The following is a 16,329-nucleotide window of genomic DNA, read 5'->3' as shown; positions in this document are numbered from 1 at the left end:
TTTGCTATATTTACATACATTTAATGTGATGTTGCAAATAGACGAACAAAAAAGACAAAAGGCGGTTAACTCATACAAACTGGTAGGCACCTTGCCTGAAAAGAGTTATGATAATATCACGCAGATAGCTTCATACATCTGCGGCACACCCATTGCATTGATAACAATGCTTGATTATAACCGCAACTTTTTAAAGTCTCACTATGGGGTTCCTTTTAATGAATCGCCTCGTGAGATCTCTTTTTGCACACACGCCATACAAACTAAAGATCCTATTTTTATAATACCAGATGCTCGACTAGACGATCGGTTTAAAGATAATCCTTTAGTCACTGGTGATATGAAAGCTATTTTTTACGCTGGCGTACCGCTCGTAGATAGAGGCGGTCATGCGTTAGGAACGTTATGTGTTTTTGATCACGAACCTCGCGAACTCAATGAAGAGCAAATCAACACTATGATTGCTCTTGCGAGTCAGGTTGTGAGCCTGTTTGAACTGCGTCGTCAAAACATTGAAAACAAAAATCTTCAAAAAAATCTACTTAAGAAAAATAGTCTTCTAAAAGAATTTGCCGGTGTGGTTTCTCACGATATGAAAATGCCTTTGGCAAATATCATTACTACTACAGATTTGTTGAAGACAAAATACAAAGAGCTGTTAGACGAGAAGGGATTAGATTATCTCAATTACCTTAAAAGCTCTTCGTTTTCGCTAAGCGAATATATAAATGGAATTTTACAGCACTACGAGAGCGATAATCTAACAATAGATCAGCGGGAGTCATTTGATATTCACGATTTATTAGAGCAAATTGAAGATATGCTCAATCACGATTATAAGACTGTGATCATCCTACCGGAAGCAAATCGCATCATAAATTGTAATCGTGCTGCGCTACATCAAATTTTCATTAATTTATTAGGTAACAGCATCAAATACAATGATAAAGAAGAACCGGTAATTACTGTTGATTTTAAAGAGGATGAGAGTTTTTATCATTTTAAAGTCATGGATAACGGTATCGGGATTCCTGAAGAGAAAATAGAAGAGATTTTTAATCTGTTTTCTATTGTAGCTTCAAAAGATAAAAATGGAAACCGCGGTAACGGTATAGGTCTTTCTACTGTTAAAAAGCTGGTTGCTAATCTGGGCGGAAAAATCAGTGTTACTTCTACCTTGGGTGAAGGAAGCACCTTTAGATTTTCGGCTCGAAAAGAGAACATCCCAACATTGATTAGCGGTCCAGAGAAAGAGAATTCAGATTTAACAGAATAACAAAATAAAGCAGGAAAACACAAGCTTTAAAAAATCAAAACCAGTATTTTCGTTCAGCCGAAATGTGCTTACTTATGCAGTTTAAAAATCCAGAAATTCTTTACGCGCTTTTTCTACTGCTTATCCCCATTCTCATTCATTTATTTCAGTTAAGACGCTTTAAAAAGACACCTTTTTCTAACGTTGCTTTTCTAGAAAAAATCATTCAAAACACGCGCAAAAGCAGCTCATTAAAAAAGTGGCTCGTTCTATGTACACGTATTTTAGCTTTAGGCTTTTTGATATTGGCTTTTGCTCAACCTTTTTTCCCTGCCTCGCGAAGAGCAGTAAAACCTCGTGAAACGGTTATTTTTATTGATAATTCGTTTAGTATGCAGGCAACGGGTAAAAAAGGAAATCTGTTAACCGAAGCCAAACAAGATCTATTAACAAACCTGCCTCAGGATGAACGGCTGACTTTGGCAACCTGGGATAATGTTATAAAAGATTTTGATCCTGCAACAGACCGCAATCTTTTATTAGATCTCGATTTTACAGCAAAAACCACAAATGCCAAAAGTTTATTATTACGGTTAAACACTTACTTTTCTAACGATCAAACAACAGCTAAACAGCTGATCCTCATTTCAGATTTTCAAGATGCTGGTTTGCGACAAGCTTTAGATACCAATCAAGTTTCTCAACACAGAGTTGTCTTACAATCAACTACATTAGAAAACTATGCTTTAGACAGCTTAAGATTAGAGCGAACCGGGGAGCGTTATAATCTAAAAGTACTCCTGCGCAGCTCCTTCCCTACTCAGGCAGAACTTCCGGTTTCATTATTTGATAAGGAAAAACTAATTGCTAAGGCTTCGGTTCAATTTAAAGAACGGGATACTGCCTCAGTGAATTTTCAGTTGGATGCTGATCAGGCAATAGCCGGAAATTTGAGTATCGTAGACCCTGATTTACGTTTTGATAATGATTTTTATTTCAGTATAAATAAAACAAATCCACTGAAGGTTTTAGCAATTTCAAATGCTGACGACGATTTTTTAAAGAGGTTGTACAAATCAGAAGAGTACCAGTTCACCTCTGTTTCTGAAAATCAGTTGGACTATGGTATGTTGTCGGAACAAAACCTAATTATTTTAAACGAAACACAAAAAGTACCGGAGGCGCTGGCTAATCTTCTCAAAACTCACGCACAACAAGGCGGATCATTAATATTGATTCCTGCTATAGATGTACCTTCAAGTACTTACACGAATCTTCTGAATACATTCGGCTTCACTGCATTCTCTGAAAAAAGTGACCTCCCACAACGCATTACAGATATCAATTATGATCACCCGTTGTATGAAAATGTTTTCAACGCAAGGTCTTCTAACTTACAATCTCACGTCATACAGACATATTTTCCTTTAGAAACAACCAATTCAATTCTAAGCTTAGAGAATGGCGCACCATTTCTAGCAGAAAATAATAATCTTTATATTTTCACAGGCGGACTTAACATAACCAATAGCAATTTTATTAACGGGCAACTCATTGTACCAACCTTCGATAAAATTGCGAGAGCAGCACTTTCGCTTCCACAAACTTATTATACCTTAGGTACACAGAATAATTTTGATATCAACACTGCCATTCCTGAAGATGCGGTTGTAGTTCTTGAAAAAGACAACCAGCAATTCATTCCGCTTCAGAAAAAACAAGGAAATAAAATTAGTATTTCAGCAGAAGAAGGTATTGAAAGAGCCGGTTTGTATGCACTAAAATATAAAAATGACACACTGGCTACTGTTGCTTATAATTATAATCGAAACGAAAGCAAATTGCAAGAAGTTATCCTTGAACCTATTAAAGGTGTATCTCAAAACTCAAATATACCTGACTTATTGAATACATTAGAACAAGAGACAAATCTCAATTTTCTTTACAAATGGTTTGTTATTTTTGCACTGCTCGCATTTGCATTAGAAATGCTTATCCTAAAAAAGTTTAAATGAACGCACGCATCACTCAGGCAACGCTACTGGATGAATCTAATCCGCACCACGGTAAGCAAGTAGATATCCGTATTGAAAAAGGTATAATTACCGAGATTGCTTCAACGCTGGAAGCAAAAAAAAATGAAGATCTCATAAACTTTGAAAATCTCTCAGTTTCACCAGGTTGGTTTGATAGCAGTGTAAGCATAGGAGAACCGGGGTATGAAGAACGAGAAACTATAAAAAATGGACTGCTCGTTGCTGCAAAAAGCGGATTTACAGGAATTGCTTTGAATCCGAATTCTTATCCAGTGCCAGATACGAGTTCGTCAATTGCATTTCTAGAAAATAAAGCCGCAAATAATGCCGTGCAACTTTATCCAATTGGCGCATTAACACAAAAAGCTGAAGGAGTAGATCTTGCAGAATTGTACGATATGCAGCAAGCGGGTGCGGTCGCTTTTGGAGATTATCAGCACGCCATTAAAAATCCTAATTTGCTTAAAATTGCTTTGCAATACACACAAGGCTTTAATGGTCTGGTTTTGTCTTTTCCACAGGAAGATGATTTAATCATAAAAGGAATGGCAAACGAAGGAGAAACTGCGATCAAACTTGGTTTAAAAGGAATGCCGGCGCTTGCTGAGCATTTACAAATTGCCCGCGATCTTTATATTTTAGAATATACAGGTGGTAAATTACACATCCCGACAATTTCAACTGCTCAAAGTGTTTCATTGATCAAAGATGCTAAAGCAAAAGGTTTAGATGTCACGTGTAGCGTTGCCATCACAAATCTCTTTTTTACAGACGCCGCTTTAGAAGACTTTGACACTCGCTTTAAAGTTACACCGCCACTGCGCAATGAAGTGGATAGGAAAGCTCTTGTTGCCGGAATTAAAGACGGTACAATTGATATGGTCACTAGCGATCACAATCCTCTAGACATTGAACAGAAAAAGCTAGAGTTCGATCACGCGAAATTCGGTACAATTGCTCAAGAAGCAACTTTAGGAGCATTATTAACATTGGTTTCAGAGAAAAAAGCTGTGCAACTATTAACTGCAGGGCGCAAGCGTTTTACTCAAACTACCTCTAAAATTGAAGTTGGTCAACCTGCAAACCTAAGCTTATTTACTACAAAAGGAACCAGCATATTCACTAAAGAAATGATTCTTTCTAAATCTAAAAATGCAGCTTTCTTAGGTGCAAAACTAAAAGGAAAAGTTTATGGAATCATCGCTAACAAGCAGTTTATAACCTCATAATAATGATACACGAAGATATTAAAACAGGAAAAACAGCTGCAGTTGTAGCTTACCTCACTATGATAGGTTCTATCATAGCTATATTTATGAATATGGAACCTAAAAATCCGTTTGCCCGATTTCACATCAGACAAGCCTTTGGGATATTTCTAACCTTTTTTGCATTAGGCTTTTTGGTCTCTTACTTAAACAGCTGGCCTGCATCTTTTGGTTTTTACATCTTTATTTTTATCCTCTGGGGCTACGGCTTTGTCAATGCCATTCAAGGAAACATCATACCAGTACCACTTCTGGGAAAATACTTTCAGAAATGGTTCACATTTATAGAATAATATGAGCACTTTATCGCTAGAACATCTTATACAAAAACCCCGAATTCAAGCTGATTCTAAACCACCGCTTTTACTACTCCTTCACGGATATGGCAGTAATGAGCAGGATCTATTTTCTTTTGCACCCGAATTACCCGAAAAGTATTTTATAGTTTCTGCTAAGGCTCCTTTACCTATGCAACCTTATGGAAATGCGTGGTATACCATTCACTGGGATGCGACAGATGGCAAATGGTCTGATGATGAAGAAGCTATTGCCGCGCGTGAACTGATCTCTAAATTTATTGACGAGGCAGTTGCCGCATATGATCTTGATGCAACAAACGTGACGCTTTTAGGATTTAGTCAGGGATGTATTTTGAGTTATGCCGTGGCGCTAACCTACCCTGAAAAAATAAAAAATATTATAGGTTTAAGTGGCTACGTTAATGAAGCGATCACTAAACCAAAAACCGACTTGTCAGCCTACGAGCATTTATCAGTATTCAGTTCACATGGCACAGTAGATCAGGTCATCCCTGTGGATGCAGCGCGCAAAATTCCGGCATATTTAGCTGATTTAAATATTGAAGCAAAACTCAAAGAATATCCCGTAGGTCACGGTGTCGCTCCACAAAATTTTTACGATCTAAAAGACTGGCTGCTGAAACACGCTTAAGGATAAATCACGCTTTGTAATGTTTCAAAACCTATGCTTCCATCTTTTGCTACATCATAAAGTAAAATGATTTCGCCCCAACGCGTACCATCGCTAAAGTCAGCTATAACCCACTTGTGATTTAAAACTTCTACTTTATTGATTTGAAAAACTCCCGTGGCATTTTCATATGGAATCAATTTGTTTCCTGATGTTTGATTCTCACTTACCAAAGCAGATTCGATTTTTGCTTCTAAGTCTGTAATATCTATGCCGAAACGTTCAAAATAAGTATATGCGTGCTCGTTATCTTCTAATTTGAAATAACGTCCGTCACTATATTCGGTTAGCGTTTGTATAGAATCTTCAGCTTTTTCCAGACGATCCTTAAGTCGGGTTATTTGAGCGTCCTGAGATTCATAAACTTTTGTTGAATTCACGTATTGAAATACAACCCATAAGGCTGTAAATAAAAATAAATACATAAATATATTTCTGCGCATATTTTCTAAAGTTCTAGTTGTAAACCGTCGTAGGCCAGGTGAATATTTTCAGGCAATCTCGCTTCTACTTCAGCGTGAAAACCCAATAAATGACTGATGTGAGTAAAATAAGTTTGTTTCGGTTTAATTTCTTCAACAAAGGCAAGTGCTTCCTCTAGATTGAAATGCGAATAATGCGGTTCTTCACGCAATGCATTTACGACCAAAACATCAAGATTTTTCAGCTTTGCTTTTTCAGCTTCGCTTATGGTTTTTACATCTGTCAGATAAGCAAAATTTCCGAAGCGATACCCAAAAACCTGCAATTTGCCGTGCATAACATTTATGGGCTCTACTTCAAGCTTATTAATAGTGAACAACTTATTATTTATAACCTCATGAATAGCTACTGCAGGCGCACCGGGATACCTATTTTCAGTCTCGAAGATATAATCAAAACGTTTTTTCAGTTCGGCAACAACACGTTTATGTGCATATACCGGAATGTCTCCCTGTCTGAAGAAAAAAGGCCGTATATCATCTAAACCTGCAGTGTGATCTGCGTGTTCATGAGTAAACAATAAGGCTTCGAGATGATTAACCTTATGGGTCAACATTTGCTGTCTAAAATCTGGCCCACAATCTATAACATAATTTGCGCCTTCAAATTCTATTAAAATGGATACACGCAAACGTTTGTCTCGAGGATCTGTACTCATGCAAACCGGGTGTGTGCTACCTATAATGGGGATTCCCTGTGATGTACCTGTGCCTAGAAAGGTGATTTTCAAACCTGTGAAATTTAGCACAAAACTACACTTATTTTTTTGTAAGCCCTACCATTTTGCTACCTTTAACCCGCAAAGGAATTACCAGTACTCACCCAAAAACAAAGCAGTATGCCGATCACAATTCAAGGTGACAAAGAGTTTGAAAATATCCCTTCAATAAATAACAAAGCACTACGCATAAATCTCAACCAAAACATCTACGGTACTTTTGCTGAAATAGGTGCAGGTCAGGAAACAGTAAGGCATTTTTTTAGAGCAGGTGGTGCCAGTGGTACTATTGCAAAAGCGATGTCTGCTTATGACAAAGATTTTAGTGATGCAGTTTATGGTGTTGAACAAGATCAGCGCTATGTTACCGAAGCAAGGCTTAAAAAAATGCTTGCTCACGAGACTAATTTATTAGAGAATCGTATCTCACGCGAGAAACACCCTAATAAGATTTATTTTACCTATGCAAATACGGTCGCTACCATAGATTTTGCTAAAAAATATAAAGGCCACGGCTGGGTAGGAATTAAATATCAGACCGAGCCACAGGCAGAATTCAATGAGATCATTCTTCATATCCGCTTTCACGAGACTGATGCCCGTTTACAACAATTAACACTAGGTACACTGGGTGTAAACCTTATATATGGAGCCTATTACAAATACGACTCTCCTAAAAAATTATTACGATATTTATACGACCATATCGATAAAGACCAGATCGAGATTGATATGATCAATTTCTCGGGCCCTGTTTTTTCTAAAGTTGATAACCGTTTGATGAGTTTACAGCTGGTAAAAAACGGATTTACAGATGCGGTAATGTTCGGGCCTGACGGAAACAATATTCTTTCTGCTAAAATTCTTTACAAAAAGAACATTCTTGCACTTCGTGGAAGTTTTAGACCTGTAACTAAAGTGAATACCGATATGTATCGCAAATCACTTGAGATTTTCCTAAATGAAAATAGGGTCAAAGAAGATAATACAGAAGTGATTTTTGAGATCACACTTTCTAACCTCAGAGCCGAAGGTGAGATTGACGAAGAAGATTTTATGGCGCGTGCCCGCCTGCTTTGTAATCTGGGTCATACGGTAATGATCTCAAACTTTCAGGAATATTATCGCCTGGTTGAATACTTCTCACGTTATACTAAAGAACGCATGGGACTTGCGATGGGCGTAAATAACCTGATCGATATTTTTGACGAATCGTATTACCGCCATTTGAGTGGAGGTATTCTGGAAGCCTTTGGTAAACTATTTTTTAAAGATTTACGTGTCTATTTATACCCTATGCGTGATCCGGAAACAGGAGAGTTCTTCACCAGCGAAAATCTTAAAGTACACCCACGTATGAAAGAACTGTACAAGTTCTTTAAATACAATGGCCGCGTAGTAGATATTGAAGATTACAATCCAGACATTTTAAATGTATTCTCAAGACAAGTCTTAAAAATGATTTCTAGTGGAGAAGATGGCTGGGAAGCTATGCTACCTAAAGGTATTTCCGAGCAAATAAAAGATCAACGCTTATTTGATTACAAGCCATCTGCTGCTGTAGAAAACGAATAAGACTTCAATAAAAGCATAAAAAAATCCCGAATTGAATTCGGGATTTTTTTTATATTATCTTTTACGAATTAGCTTAAAGCTTCTATTAATCCTTCTATAGATACACGTTGTTGCTCACCGCTTTTCATATCTTTTAAGGTATAAACGCTTTCTTCCATTTCTTGAGTTCCTGCAAGGACAACAAATTTTATATTGCGTTTATCTGCATGAGACATCTGCTTTTTCATTTTTGCAGCATCCGGGTAAAGCTCTGCTGTAATACCTGCATCACGTAAAGACTGCACAGCTGTTAAACAATACAAGGCCTCATTCTCACCAAAGTTTATAAATAACAAACGCGTTCCTTTAATAGCTTGTTCTGGAAATAAACCTAATTCCTCAAGAACTAGGTAAATTCGATCTAAACCGAAAGAAATCCCTACTCCACTCATATTTTTAAGACCAAAAATCCCAGTAAGATCATCATAACGACCACCGCCACCTATGCTCCCCATCTTAACCCCTTCTGGCGCTGAAACTTCAAAAATAGCACCGGTATAATAATTTAAACCGCGAGCGAGAGTTACATCAAGGTCTAAAGCAACAGTCTTAAGACCTAAAGCTTCAATTTTTGTATTGATGTATTCCAATTCTTCTATACCTTGTTTTCCGGTTTCTGAATCAACAAGCAACTCTTTAAGCAAGCTTAATTTTTCAGCAAAACTTCCATTTACATTAAAGATTGGTTTTACACGTTCTATAGCTTCTTCAGTAATGCCTTTTGTAAGCATTTCTTTAACTACACCTTCCTCGCCTATTTTATCTAATTTATCTAAAGCCACTGTAAAATCGATCAGCTTATCTGCCGCTCCAATTGTTTCGGCAAGACCAGAAAGTATTTTACGGTTATTCATTTTTACAAGTGTTCCTTTCAGTCCTAAATCAGTAAAAACTGAATCGTATAACTGTACAAAAGCAACTTCCTGAAGTAACGAATCAGAACCTACAGCATCTGCGTCACACTGAAAAAACTCTCTAAAACGACCTTTCTGTGGGCGGTCTGCACGCCAAACCGGTTGTATTTGATAGCGCTTAAATGGAAACTCAATCTCATTTTGATGCTGAACAACATAACGTGCAAAAGGCACCGTAAGATCATAACGCAAAGCTTTTTCTGAGATTTCAGAAGTCAATGCATTGCTATCTTTAGATTCATACGTTTTTTCAGAAACCTTGTTTAAATAATCTCCACTATTCAAAATCTTAAAAATAAGGCGATCTCCTTCATCACCATATTTCCCCATCAGGGTGCTGCTGTTTTCAAATGAAGGTGTTTCTATAGGTTGAAAACCAAAAAGCTCAAAATTATGTCTAAGCGTATTGATGATATAATTACGTCTTAAAACTTCTTCAGGTGAAAAATCACGGGTTCCTTTAGGTATACTAGGTTTTTGAGCCATTTTATAATTTGTTGTCTATTTAAATAAATGCCCGATAGGGGCTGCAAATATCTTAAAATTTGAGGGTTTGTCTGTCTTAATTTTATAAAACGGTAACTTTTTTAGATTTTAGTAGACCTATGAGTTCAAATCGCATACTCTATGTTCTCACTCTTTAGAGAAAATATTCGCATAGCCTTTGATTCTATACGCAGCCAACTGCTTAGAACCATTCTTACAGTAGTAATTATCGCAATTGGGATTACTGCTCTCGTAGCTATATTAAGTCTCGTAAAAGCTTTAGAAAACACCATTAGCAGTGACTTCTCATCTATGGGCGCTAATACGTTTAATATTCAGCGTTATGAATTTACCACACAACGTCGTGGGAGTGGTGAGAAACAGAAAATAAATCCTGTTATTCGCTATACCGAAGTGCGTGATTTTGAAGACCGCTACAATTACCCGTTAACTAAAGTTTCTGTTTCATTCACCGGCACAACTACTGCCGAAGTAAAGTATGAAAATCAAGATACAGATCCCGAAGTCACTGTTCTGGGAGCAAATGAGAACTTTCTGGACAATGCCGGTTTAGAATTAGATTCCGGAAGAAATTTCAACTTATTTGATGTTAAGAATAATAATAATGTTTGTATTCTAGGAAGTGATTTTAAAAACGGACTCCTAAAAAATGTCAACCCCTTAGACAAAACGATAAGTATTCGCGGAACTAAATTTAAAGTGATCGGTGTTCTTGAGGAAAAGGGCTCCACGTTTGGGAACAATCAGGATTTAAGGGTTATCATTCCGATTCAAATTGCGCGCTCTATGTTTACGCAACCTAATATTAATTATTCTCTGAGTGTAAAAGTTGAAAATAAAGACATGCTTGATGGGGCTTTAGATGACGCTATAATCACCTTTAGAAACGTAAGAAAACTCGCTCCTATTGAAGAAAACAACTTTGGCATCGGTCGCAGCGATGATCTTATTAACCAGATCTCACAGATTAGTGGATATCTTTCAGTGGCGGCTTGGATCATCAGCCTGATTACAATTCTAGGTTCATCTATAGCGCTTATGAATATCATGCTGGTCTCTGTAACAGAACGTACACGGGAGATTGGTGTGCGTAAAGCGCTGGGTGCTAAAAAATCTATTATTGCCGGTCAGTTCTTGATGGAAACTATAATGATTGGGCAATTTGGTGGAATATTAGGAATCATTTTAGGAATCGGAATAGGGTTGCTGATTTCTACTGTGGCTAATTTCAATTTTACAACTCCGTGGATGGCAATGCTAGCCGCGGTAACTGTTACACTTATTGTAGCCGTTGTAGCAGGATTGTTTCCGGCTTTAAAAGCAGCCAAATTAGACCCTATTGAATCGCTTAGATACGAGTAAACAACCTCGGATCATTAATTCCATTTTTGGTGTAAATAAAAAAAGCCCGATTGATATATCAATCAGGCTTTAATAGTTTAACAAGTTTGAATTAATCTACTTCAACAAATTTTTCAAACCATTTGTATAAGTCGCCCTGAGTAATATTGGCTCCCTGGCGAATTAATACAAAAATATCATTGTTGCGGTCATCAGATATAAGCTTACTAGAACTATACAAGTTCACTTCGTCTTTCATAAAGTTTTCCTGCAACCATTTATAACCTTGCGCAGTAGTGATATCTATACCTTTATTTTCTACTTCAATAGAGATCATACTTATTTTAAGATCTCCCACTTTAAATAAAAACATATGTTGCTGCGAGAAATGCTCTAGATATTCTACTTTTCCTAAAACACCTTCCCAAACCAGATCGCTAAAAACATCGAGCTCCTGCTCTGCTACTTCAGGTTTGTTTTTTTTGATATCGTCCCACTCATCAGCTGTAATAGATTGTGCTGCAAGAAAATTTATAAATTCTTGATGCATCTCGTCTAATTGTTCTTTAGAAAGTCTGATATACTTCATAATCTGAGAATTTTTTAAATAAAAAAAGCTTCCGTCAGACGGAAGCTTTTAAGTATAGTTTAAAAGGCTTAAGCCTCTGCTACCACGTCAAATGTAAGATTTGATACTACCTCACGGTGAAAACGAAGACTAGCATCGTATTGACCTAAACGCTTGATGTTACCACCAGCGATAGTGATGTATTTTTTATCAATCTCAACACCTTCTTTAGAAAGTGCATTTGCAAGATCTGCATCAGTAATAGAACCAAATAATTTGTCAGCTTCACCAGACTTAGCTGTAAGTTTAATCTCTAAACCGTTTAATTTTTCAGCTTGTGCTTTAGCAGCATCAATTACTTGCTTCTCTTTGTATGCACGTTGCTTTAAATTTTCAGCTAGTACCTTCTTTGCAGAAGGAGTAGCTAAAACAGCGTGACCTTGTGGAATCAAAAAGTTTCTTCCGTAACCGTTTTTTACAGTAACTAAATCATCAACAAATCCTAGATTGTCGACGTCTTTCTTAAGTATAACTTCCATCTTTATCTAGTTTTTATTTATATAAATCCGTTACATAAGGCATAAGGGCAAGGTGTCTTGCACGCTTAACCGCTACGCTTACTTTACGTTGGTATTTTAATGACGTACCTGTAAGACGACGTGGTAACAATTTACCCTGTTCGTTTACAAAAGACGCTAACCAATCTGCATCTTTATAGTCAATATATTTAATACCAGAACGCTTAAAACGACAGTATTTTTTTGCTTTTGAGGTCTCGATATTTAACGGAGTTAAATATCTGATTTCCCCATCTTTCTTAGCTTTCGCTTGTTGCTCAATAGATGATGCCATAACTATGCTTTTTCTTTGTTTCTTTTTCTACGCTTTTCAGCCCACTCAATCGCGTGCTTGTCTAAGCTTACCGTTAAGAAACGCATAACGCGCTCATCACGTCTAAACTCTAGTTCAAAATTTGCGATAACCTCTCCCGGTACCGTGAATTCAAAAAGGTGGTAAAAGCCACTTTTTTTGTTTTGGATTGCGTAAGCTAATTTTTTTAGCCCCCAATCTTCTTTAGCTATCATCTTGGCGCCGTTAGAAACAAGAAAATCTTCAAATTTCTTTACTGTTTCCTTTACCTGGTCATCAGATAAAACGGGATTCAAGATGAAAACAGTTTCGTAATGATTCATAAAATAGTTTATTTAAAAATGAGTGCAAAAGTACTTTTAATTTTTCAGATAACAAAAATAGAATTTGAATATTCGACTATAAACAACTCTTTTTCCTCATAAAATTAAATTCATTGAAAAATATCGATGAACTACACAAAAAAGTTGTTTTATACATATATTGTAACTAGATTTGATAAACTAACGCCATCTCAAAACACAACTTTGGAAGAATTAATTTTAGACTGTGCTGTTGTAGACGATTCTAGTCTGCAACGTCTTGCAATCGTAAAGATGATTAAAGATCATCCTAACCTGCGTCTTGCTGCACAATACAACAATGCAATTGAAACAAAAAATGGCCTTCTGGAAACTAAGGTTGACCTTATTTTCTTAGACATTGAAATGCCTATTTTAACCGGTTTTGATTTACTGGATGATCTGGTACACAAGCCGCAAATCATCTTCGTAACCGGCAAAACTAAGTATGCTTATAAGGCTTTTAACTATAATGCTATTGATTACCTAAGAAAACCGCTTACAAAAGATAGGTTCTTAAATGCAGTACATAAGGCTATAAACCTTCATCGTCTTAAAACGGAAGGCAATGTAGAAGATGATGATTACATCTTCGTAAAAAGCAATTTAAAGAAGAAGAAAGTATTTTTGAACGATTTAAAATTCATCGAAGCCTTAGGAGATTATGTGAAGTTAGTTACTTACAACGAACCTATCATTGTACTTTCAACGATGAAGGCTTTTGAAGCCCAGCTTCCGGCAGATCGTTTTATGCGTATTCATAAATCATATATTATTAATATGGATAAGGTTGAAAAATACAATAGTAGAAATATAGAGATCGAGGGAGACAAAATTCCATTAAGCAGACATAAGAAAACTAAACTTATGGAAGCACTCTCTAGATAAAAATAAAAAAAATCCTGCTTGAATAAAGCAGGATTTTTTTTATTTAATAGTTGTCTACATCAAGAACTATTTTTACACTTCGGTATTGAGAAATACTCATAAAAGTACTTCTAATCTTTAGGATCGCTTTCTTAGTTTTCTCTAGACTTTGCTTTCTAGGAATTTTTATAAGAATGTTTCTGTAGTACTCATTACGGATCCTTGAAACCGGTGGAGGCTCTGGCCCCAAAACCTGATCTTTAAATACATTCTTCAATGCTTGTCCCAGCCATACAGAAGATTCTTCTATCTTTTGAAAATCCCGATGTTTGAGTGTAATCTTAATTGTTCGGCAAAAAGGAGGATACTTATATATATGACGTTCTTCGAGTTGCTCGTGATACATCTTCTCATAAGCATTCACAGAGACTTGCTGTAAGATCTGATGATGCGGGTTATAACTTTGTATTAATACCGTACCACGCTTTTGGGTGCGGCCTGCTCTACCGGAAACTTGCTGTATCAATTGAAAACTCCGCTCGTGAGCTCTAAAATCAGGAATATTGAGTAAGCTATCTGCATTTAAGATTCCTACAAGAGTTACATTCCTAAAGTCAAGCCCTTTTGTAAGCATTTGCGTTCCTACAAGTATATCTATCTCGCCTTGCTCAAAAGCTGTAATGATTTTCTCAAAACCATATTTACCTCGAGTTGTATCAGAATCCATTCTTCCTATATTATGCTCGGGGTACAATTCTTTAAGCTCTACTTCTATTTGTTCTGTACCAAAACCTTTCGTATCTAATTCTTCACTTCCGCAGGCCATACATTTTTGCAACATCGCAATATGATAACCACAATAATGGCAGCGTAACTGACTGCGGTGCTTATGAAAGGTCAAACTCACATCACAATTAGGACATTGCGGGGCATGCCCGCAGGTGTTACACTCTAATATAGGAGAATATCCTCTTCTATTCTGAAACAAGATTACTTGTTCTCCAAGGTCAAGAGCATCAGTGATCGCACGTAGTAAGTCGTCACTAAAGTGACCGGTCATTCGCTTTTTACGGTGTTTCTCCTGAATATCTATAATGCTATTTTCGGGCATTAAAATATTACCATAGCGTTCTTTCATCGTGACCAGACCATATTTTCCTGTACTCGCATTATAATAGGTCTCTAATGAAGGGGTGGCAGAACCCAAAAGCACTTTTGCTCCTTGCTGATAGGCCAAAACGATACCTGCATCACGAGCCTGATAACGAGGTGCAGGATCATATTGCTTATAACTGCTCTCGTGCTCTTCATCAACAACAACAAGTCCCAGATTCTCAAAAGGAAGAAATAAAGCACTACGCGCGCCTAAAACAAGTTGGGCTTTTGGCGCTTTATTTAAAACATTATTCCATACTTCAACACGCTCATGAACGGAATATTTAGAGTGATAAACTGAAAGTTGGTTTCCAAAAAACTCTTGCAAACGGGAAACAAGCTGTGTTGTAAGAGCGATTTCAGGTAATAAATAGAGTACCTGTTTTCCTTCACTTAGATACTCTTTTATAAGATTAACGTAAACTTCTGTCTTACCAGAAGCTGTCACGCCGTGTAGCAAGCAAACCTCGTGCAGATCAAATGACGCTTTTACTTCATTTAAAGCATTCTCTTGCTGGGCATTTAATTGTTTAACGGCACTATCTTCCTTCCCGGAATAGGTAATACGATCTTTCTGAATCTTATACGTTTCAAAAATCCCTTTACATATTAGTGCTTTTAATTGAGCAGAAGAAGCTCCACTTTGCTCCTGCAATTCTTTGGCCTTTATTGGTTTTTTAGCACGTGCCTGTATAGAAAAATAATTGAGTAATAACTCTCGCTGTTTTGGAGCTCTATTGAGTTCATCAAGTGCAATATGCATATTTGCCTCTTCCTCATATTCTTTAGTAAGACGCACATATTTTACCAACTTAGGCTTATAAGCTTCATAAAGCTCCTGATCAAGTGCTACAAGATCAAGATCTATCAAGCGGTTTATACTGGGCAGCACTTTCTTTTTTCCCAAAACCTGCATCACTTCGCTAATGCGTAAAATAGGCTGATCTTTAAAAGCATTTAAAATGGCAACACTTTCATCATCTAAATCCTCAAGATGCTCTTCTGTGAGATTCTTAGAAAGTCTTTTTATTATGGTCTCACTTTCTAACAAGAAAGCGCCGGGCAGAGCAGCGCGCATAACTTCACCCAAAGTAGCCATATAATAGCTTGCCATCCACTGCCAAAAATTCAATTGTGCAAGATGAACTACAGGTACTTCATCAAGAATTTGCTCTATTTCTTTAGCTTCATAAATACGCGGCTCTTCCTGATGTACGCGTATAGCTAAAGCTGTATAAATTTTGCTTTTACCAAAAGGCACAGCGAGGCGCATCCCCGGCTTTATGAAAGAATATTCAGCTTCACTGATGCGATACGTGAACGCATTTTCAACAGGAATAGGTAAGATTACGTCTACAAAATACACGAGGGTAAAGATAAAAAAAAGGCTGTCTCTAGTTTT

The 16,329-nt window shown here is 36.9% G+C and carries 16 protein-coding genes; 8 read left to right on the top strand and 8 right to left on the bottom strand.

The window, feature by feature from the left end; genetic code table 11:
- The first annotated feature begins 28 nt into the window (after nucleotides 1-28).
- The 5 genes from DSM03_RS10775 (at nucleotide 29) to DSM03_RS10755 (ending at nucleotide 5,510) form a co-directional block, all read left to right on the top strand.
- Nucleotides 29-1,276: a sensor histidine kinase gene (locus DSM03_RS10775; protein WP_128760718.1), complete on the top strand. Its 1,248-nt coding sequence runs from the start codon at nucleotides 29-31 to the stop codon at nucleotides 1,274-1,276.
- Between the two features lie 74 nt (nucleotides 1,277-1,350).
- On the top strand, nucleotides 1,351-3,270 hold the full coding sequence (locus DSM03_RS10770) for a vWA domain-containing protein (protein ID WP_161568060.1): 1,920 nt from the start codon (nucleotides 1,351-1,353) through the stop codon (nucleotides 3,268-3,270).
- Nucleotides 3,267-4,520 carry a dihydroorotase gene (locus tag DSM03_RS10765; protein ID WP_128763161.1) on the top strand — a complete coding sequence of 418 codons (1,254 nt, stop codon included), beginning with the start codon at nucleotides 3,267-3,269 and terminating at the stop codon, nucleotides 4,518-4,520. Before DSM03_RS10770 ends, DSM03_RS10765 begins: the two co-directional genes overlap by 4 nt.
- A gap of 2 nt (nucleotides 4,521-4,522) precedes the next feature.
- Nucleotides 4,523-4,852 carry a DUF4870 domain-containing protein gene (locus DSM03_RS10760; RefSeq protein WP_128760521.1) on the top strand — a complete coding sequence of 110 codons (330 nt, stop codon included), beginning with the start codon at nucleotides 4,523-4,525 and terminating at the stop codon, nucleotides 4,850-4,852.
- A 1-nt stretch (nucleotide 4,853) separates the two neighbouring features.
- Entirely contained in the window at nucleotides 4,854-5,510 is a 657-nt protein-coding gene (locus DSM03_RS10755; protein ID WP_128763160.1) for an alpha/beta hydrolase, read from the top strand.
- Here DSM03_RS10755 and DSM03_RS10750 read toward each other — a convergent pair.
- Together DSM03_RS10750 and DSM03_RS10745 are read right to left on the bottom strand one after the other, a co-directional pair.
- Complete coding sequence (locus DSM03_RS10750; protein WP_128763159.1) at nucleotides 5,507-5,992, bottom strand: hypothetical protein; 486 nt, start codon at nucleotides 5,990-5,992, stop codon at nucleotides 5,507-5,509. The genes DSM03_RS10755 and DSM03_RS10750 overlap by 4 nt on opposite strands.
- A gap of 5 nt (nucleotides 5,993-5,997) precedes the next feature.
- Nucleotides 5,998-6,762, bottom strand: a complete 765-nt coding sequence (locus tag DSM03_RS10745) for an MBL fold metallo-hydrolase (protein WP_128760518.1) — start codon at nucleotides 6,760-6,762, stop codon at nucleotides 5,998-6,000.
- A gap of 108 nt (nucleotides 6,763-6,870) precedes the next feature.
- On the opposite strand from DSM03_RS10745, the gene DSM03_RS10740 reads away from it, so the two are divergent.
- A complete protein-coding gene (locus DSM03_RS10740; protein ID WP_128760517.1) occupies nucleotides 6,871-8,325 on the top strand; it encodes a TonB-dependent receptor in 1,455 nt (484 codons plus the stop codon).
- A gap of 68 nt (nucleotides 8,326-8,393) precedes the next feature.
- Here DSM03_RS10740 and hisS read toward each other — a convergent pair whose 3' ends face one another.
- A complete protein-coding gene (gene hisS / locus DSM03_RS10735) occupies nucleotides 8,394-9,764 on the bottom strand; it encodes a histidine--tRNA ligase (protein WP_128763158.1) in 1,371 nt (456 codons plus the stop codon).
- A 141-nt stretch (nucleotides 9,765-9,905) separates the two neighbouring features.
- Between hisS and DSM03_RS10730 the strand changes: the two genes are divergently transcribed.
- On the top strand, nucleotides 9,906-11,147 hold the full coding sequence (locus DSM03_RS10730) for an ABC transporter permease (RefSeq protein ID WP_128763157.1): 1,242 nt from the start codon (nucleotides 9,906-9,908) through the stop codon (nucleotides 11,145-11,147).
- A gap of 91 nt (nucleotides 11,148-11,238) precedes the next feature.
- Here DSM03_RS10730 and DSM03_RS10725 read toward each other — a convergent pair whose 3' ends face one another.
- From DSM03_RS10725 to rpsF, 4 genes are all read right to left on the bottom strand, one after another.
- A complete protein-coding gene (locus tag DSM03_RS10725) occupies nucleotides 11,239-11,715 on the bottom strand; it encodes a DUF6495 family protein (protein WP_128760514.1) in 477 nt (158 codons plus the stop codon).
- Between the two features lie 68 nt (nucleotides 11,716-11,783).
- Nucleotides 11,784-12,233, bottom strand: a complete 450-nt coding sequence (gene rplI / locus DSM03_RS10720) for a 50S ribosomal protein L9 (RefSeq protein WP_073096572.1) — start codon at nucleotides 12,231-12,233, stop codon at nucleotides 11,784-11,786.
- Nucleotides 12,234-12,246: 13 nt separating this feature from the next.
- A complete protein-coding gene (gene rpsR, locus DSM03_RS10715; protein WP_128760513.1) occupies nucleotides 12,247-12,546 on the bottom strand; it encodes a 30S ribosomal protein S18 in 300 nt (99 codons plus the stop codon).
- A 2-nt stretch (nucleotides 12,547-12,548) separates the two neighbouring features.
- Nucleotides 12,549-12,887: a 30S ribosomal protein S6 gene (gene rpsF / locus DSM03_RS10710; protein WP_128760512.1), complete on the bottom strand. Its 339-nt coding sequence runs from the start codon at nucleotides 12,885-12,887 to the stop codon at nucleotides 12,549-12,551.
- A gap of 204 nt (nucleotides 12,888-13,091) precedes the next feature.
- Here rpsF and DSM03_RS10705 point away from each other — a divergent pair, with 204 nt between their 5' ends.
- Nucleotides 13,092-13,793: a LytR/AlgR family response regulator transcription factor gene (locus DSM03_RS10705; protein ID WP_128760511.1), complete on the top strand. Its 702-nt coding sequence runs from the start codon at nucleotides 13,092-13,094 to the stop codon at nucleotides 13,791-13,793.
- A 43-nt stretch (nucleotides 13,794-13,836) separates the two neighbouring features.
- On the opposite strand, the gene priA is transcribed toward DSM03_RS10705, so the two are convergent.
- Nucleotides 13,837-16,293 carry a replication restart helicase PriA gene (priA, locus tag DSM03_RS10700; protein WP_128763156.1) on the bottom strand — a complete coding sequence of 819 codons (2,457 nt, stop codon included), beginning with the start codon at nucleotides 16,291-16,293 and terminating at the stop codon, nucleotides 13,837-13,839.
- Between the last annotated feature and the right edge of the window lie 36 nt (nucleotides 16,294-16,329).

Origin of the sequence: Leeuwenhoekiella aestuarii, from assembly GCF_004104055.1 — a bacterium.
Taxonomy (GTDB): Bacteria; Bacteroidota; Bacteroidia; order Flavobacteriales; family Flavobacteriaceae; genus Leeuwenhoekiella; species Leeuwenhoekiella aestuarii.
This window is presented reverse-complemented; position numbering and strand designations above follow the sequence as displayed.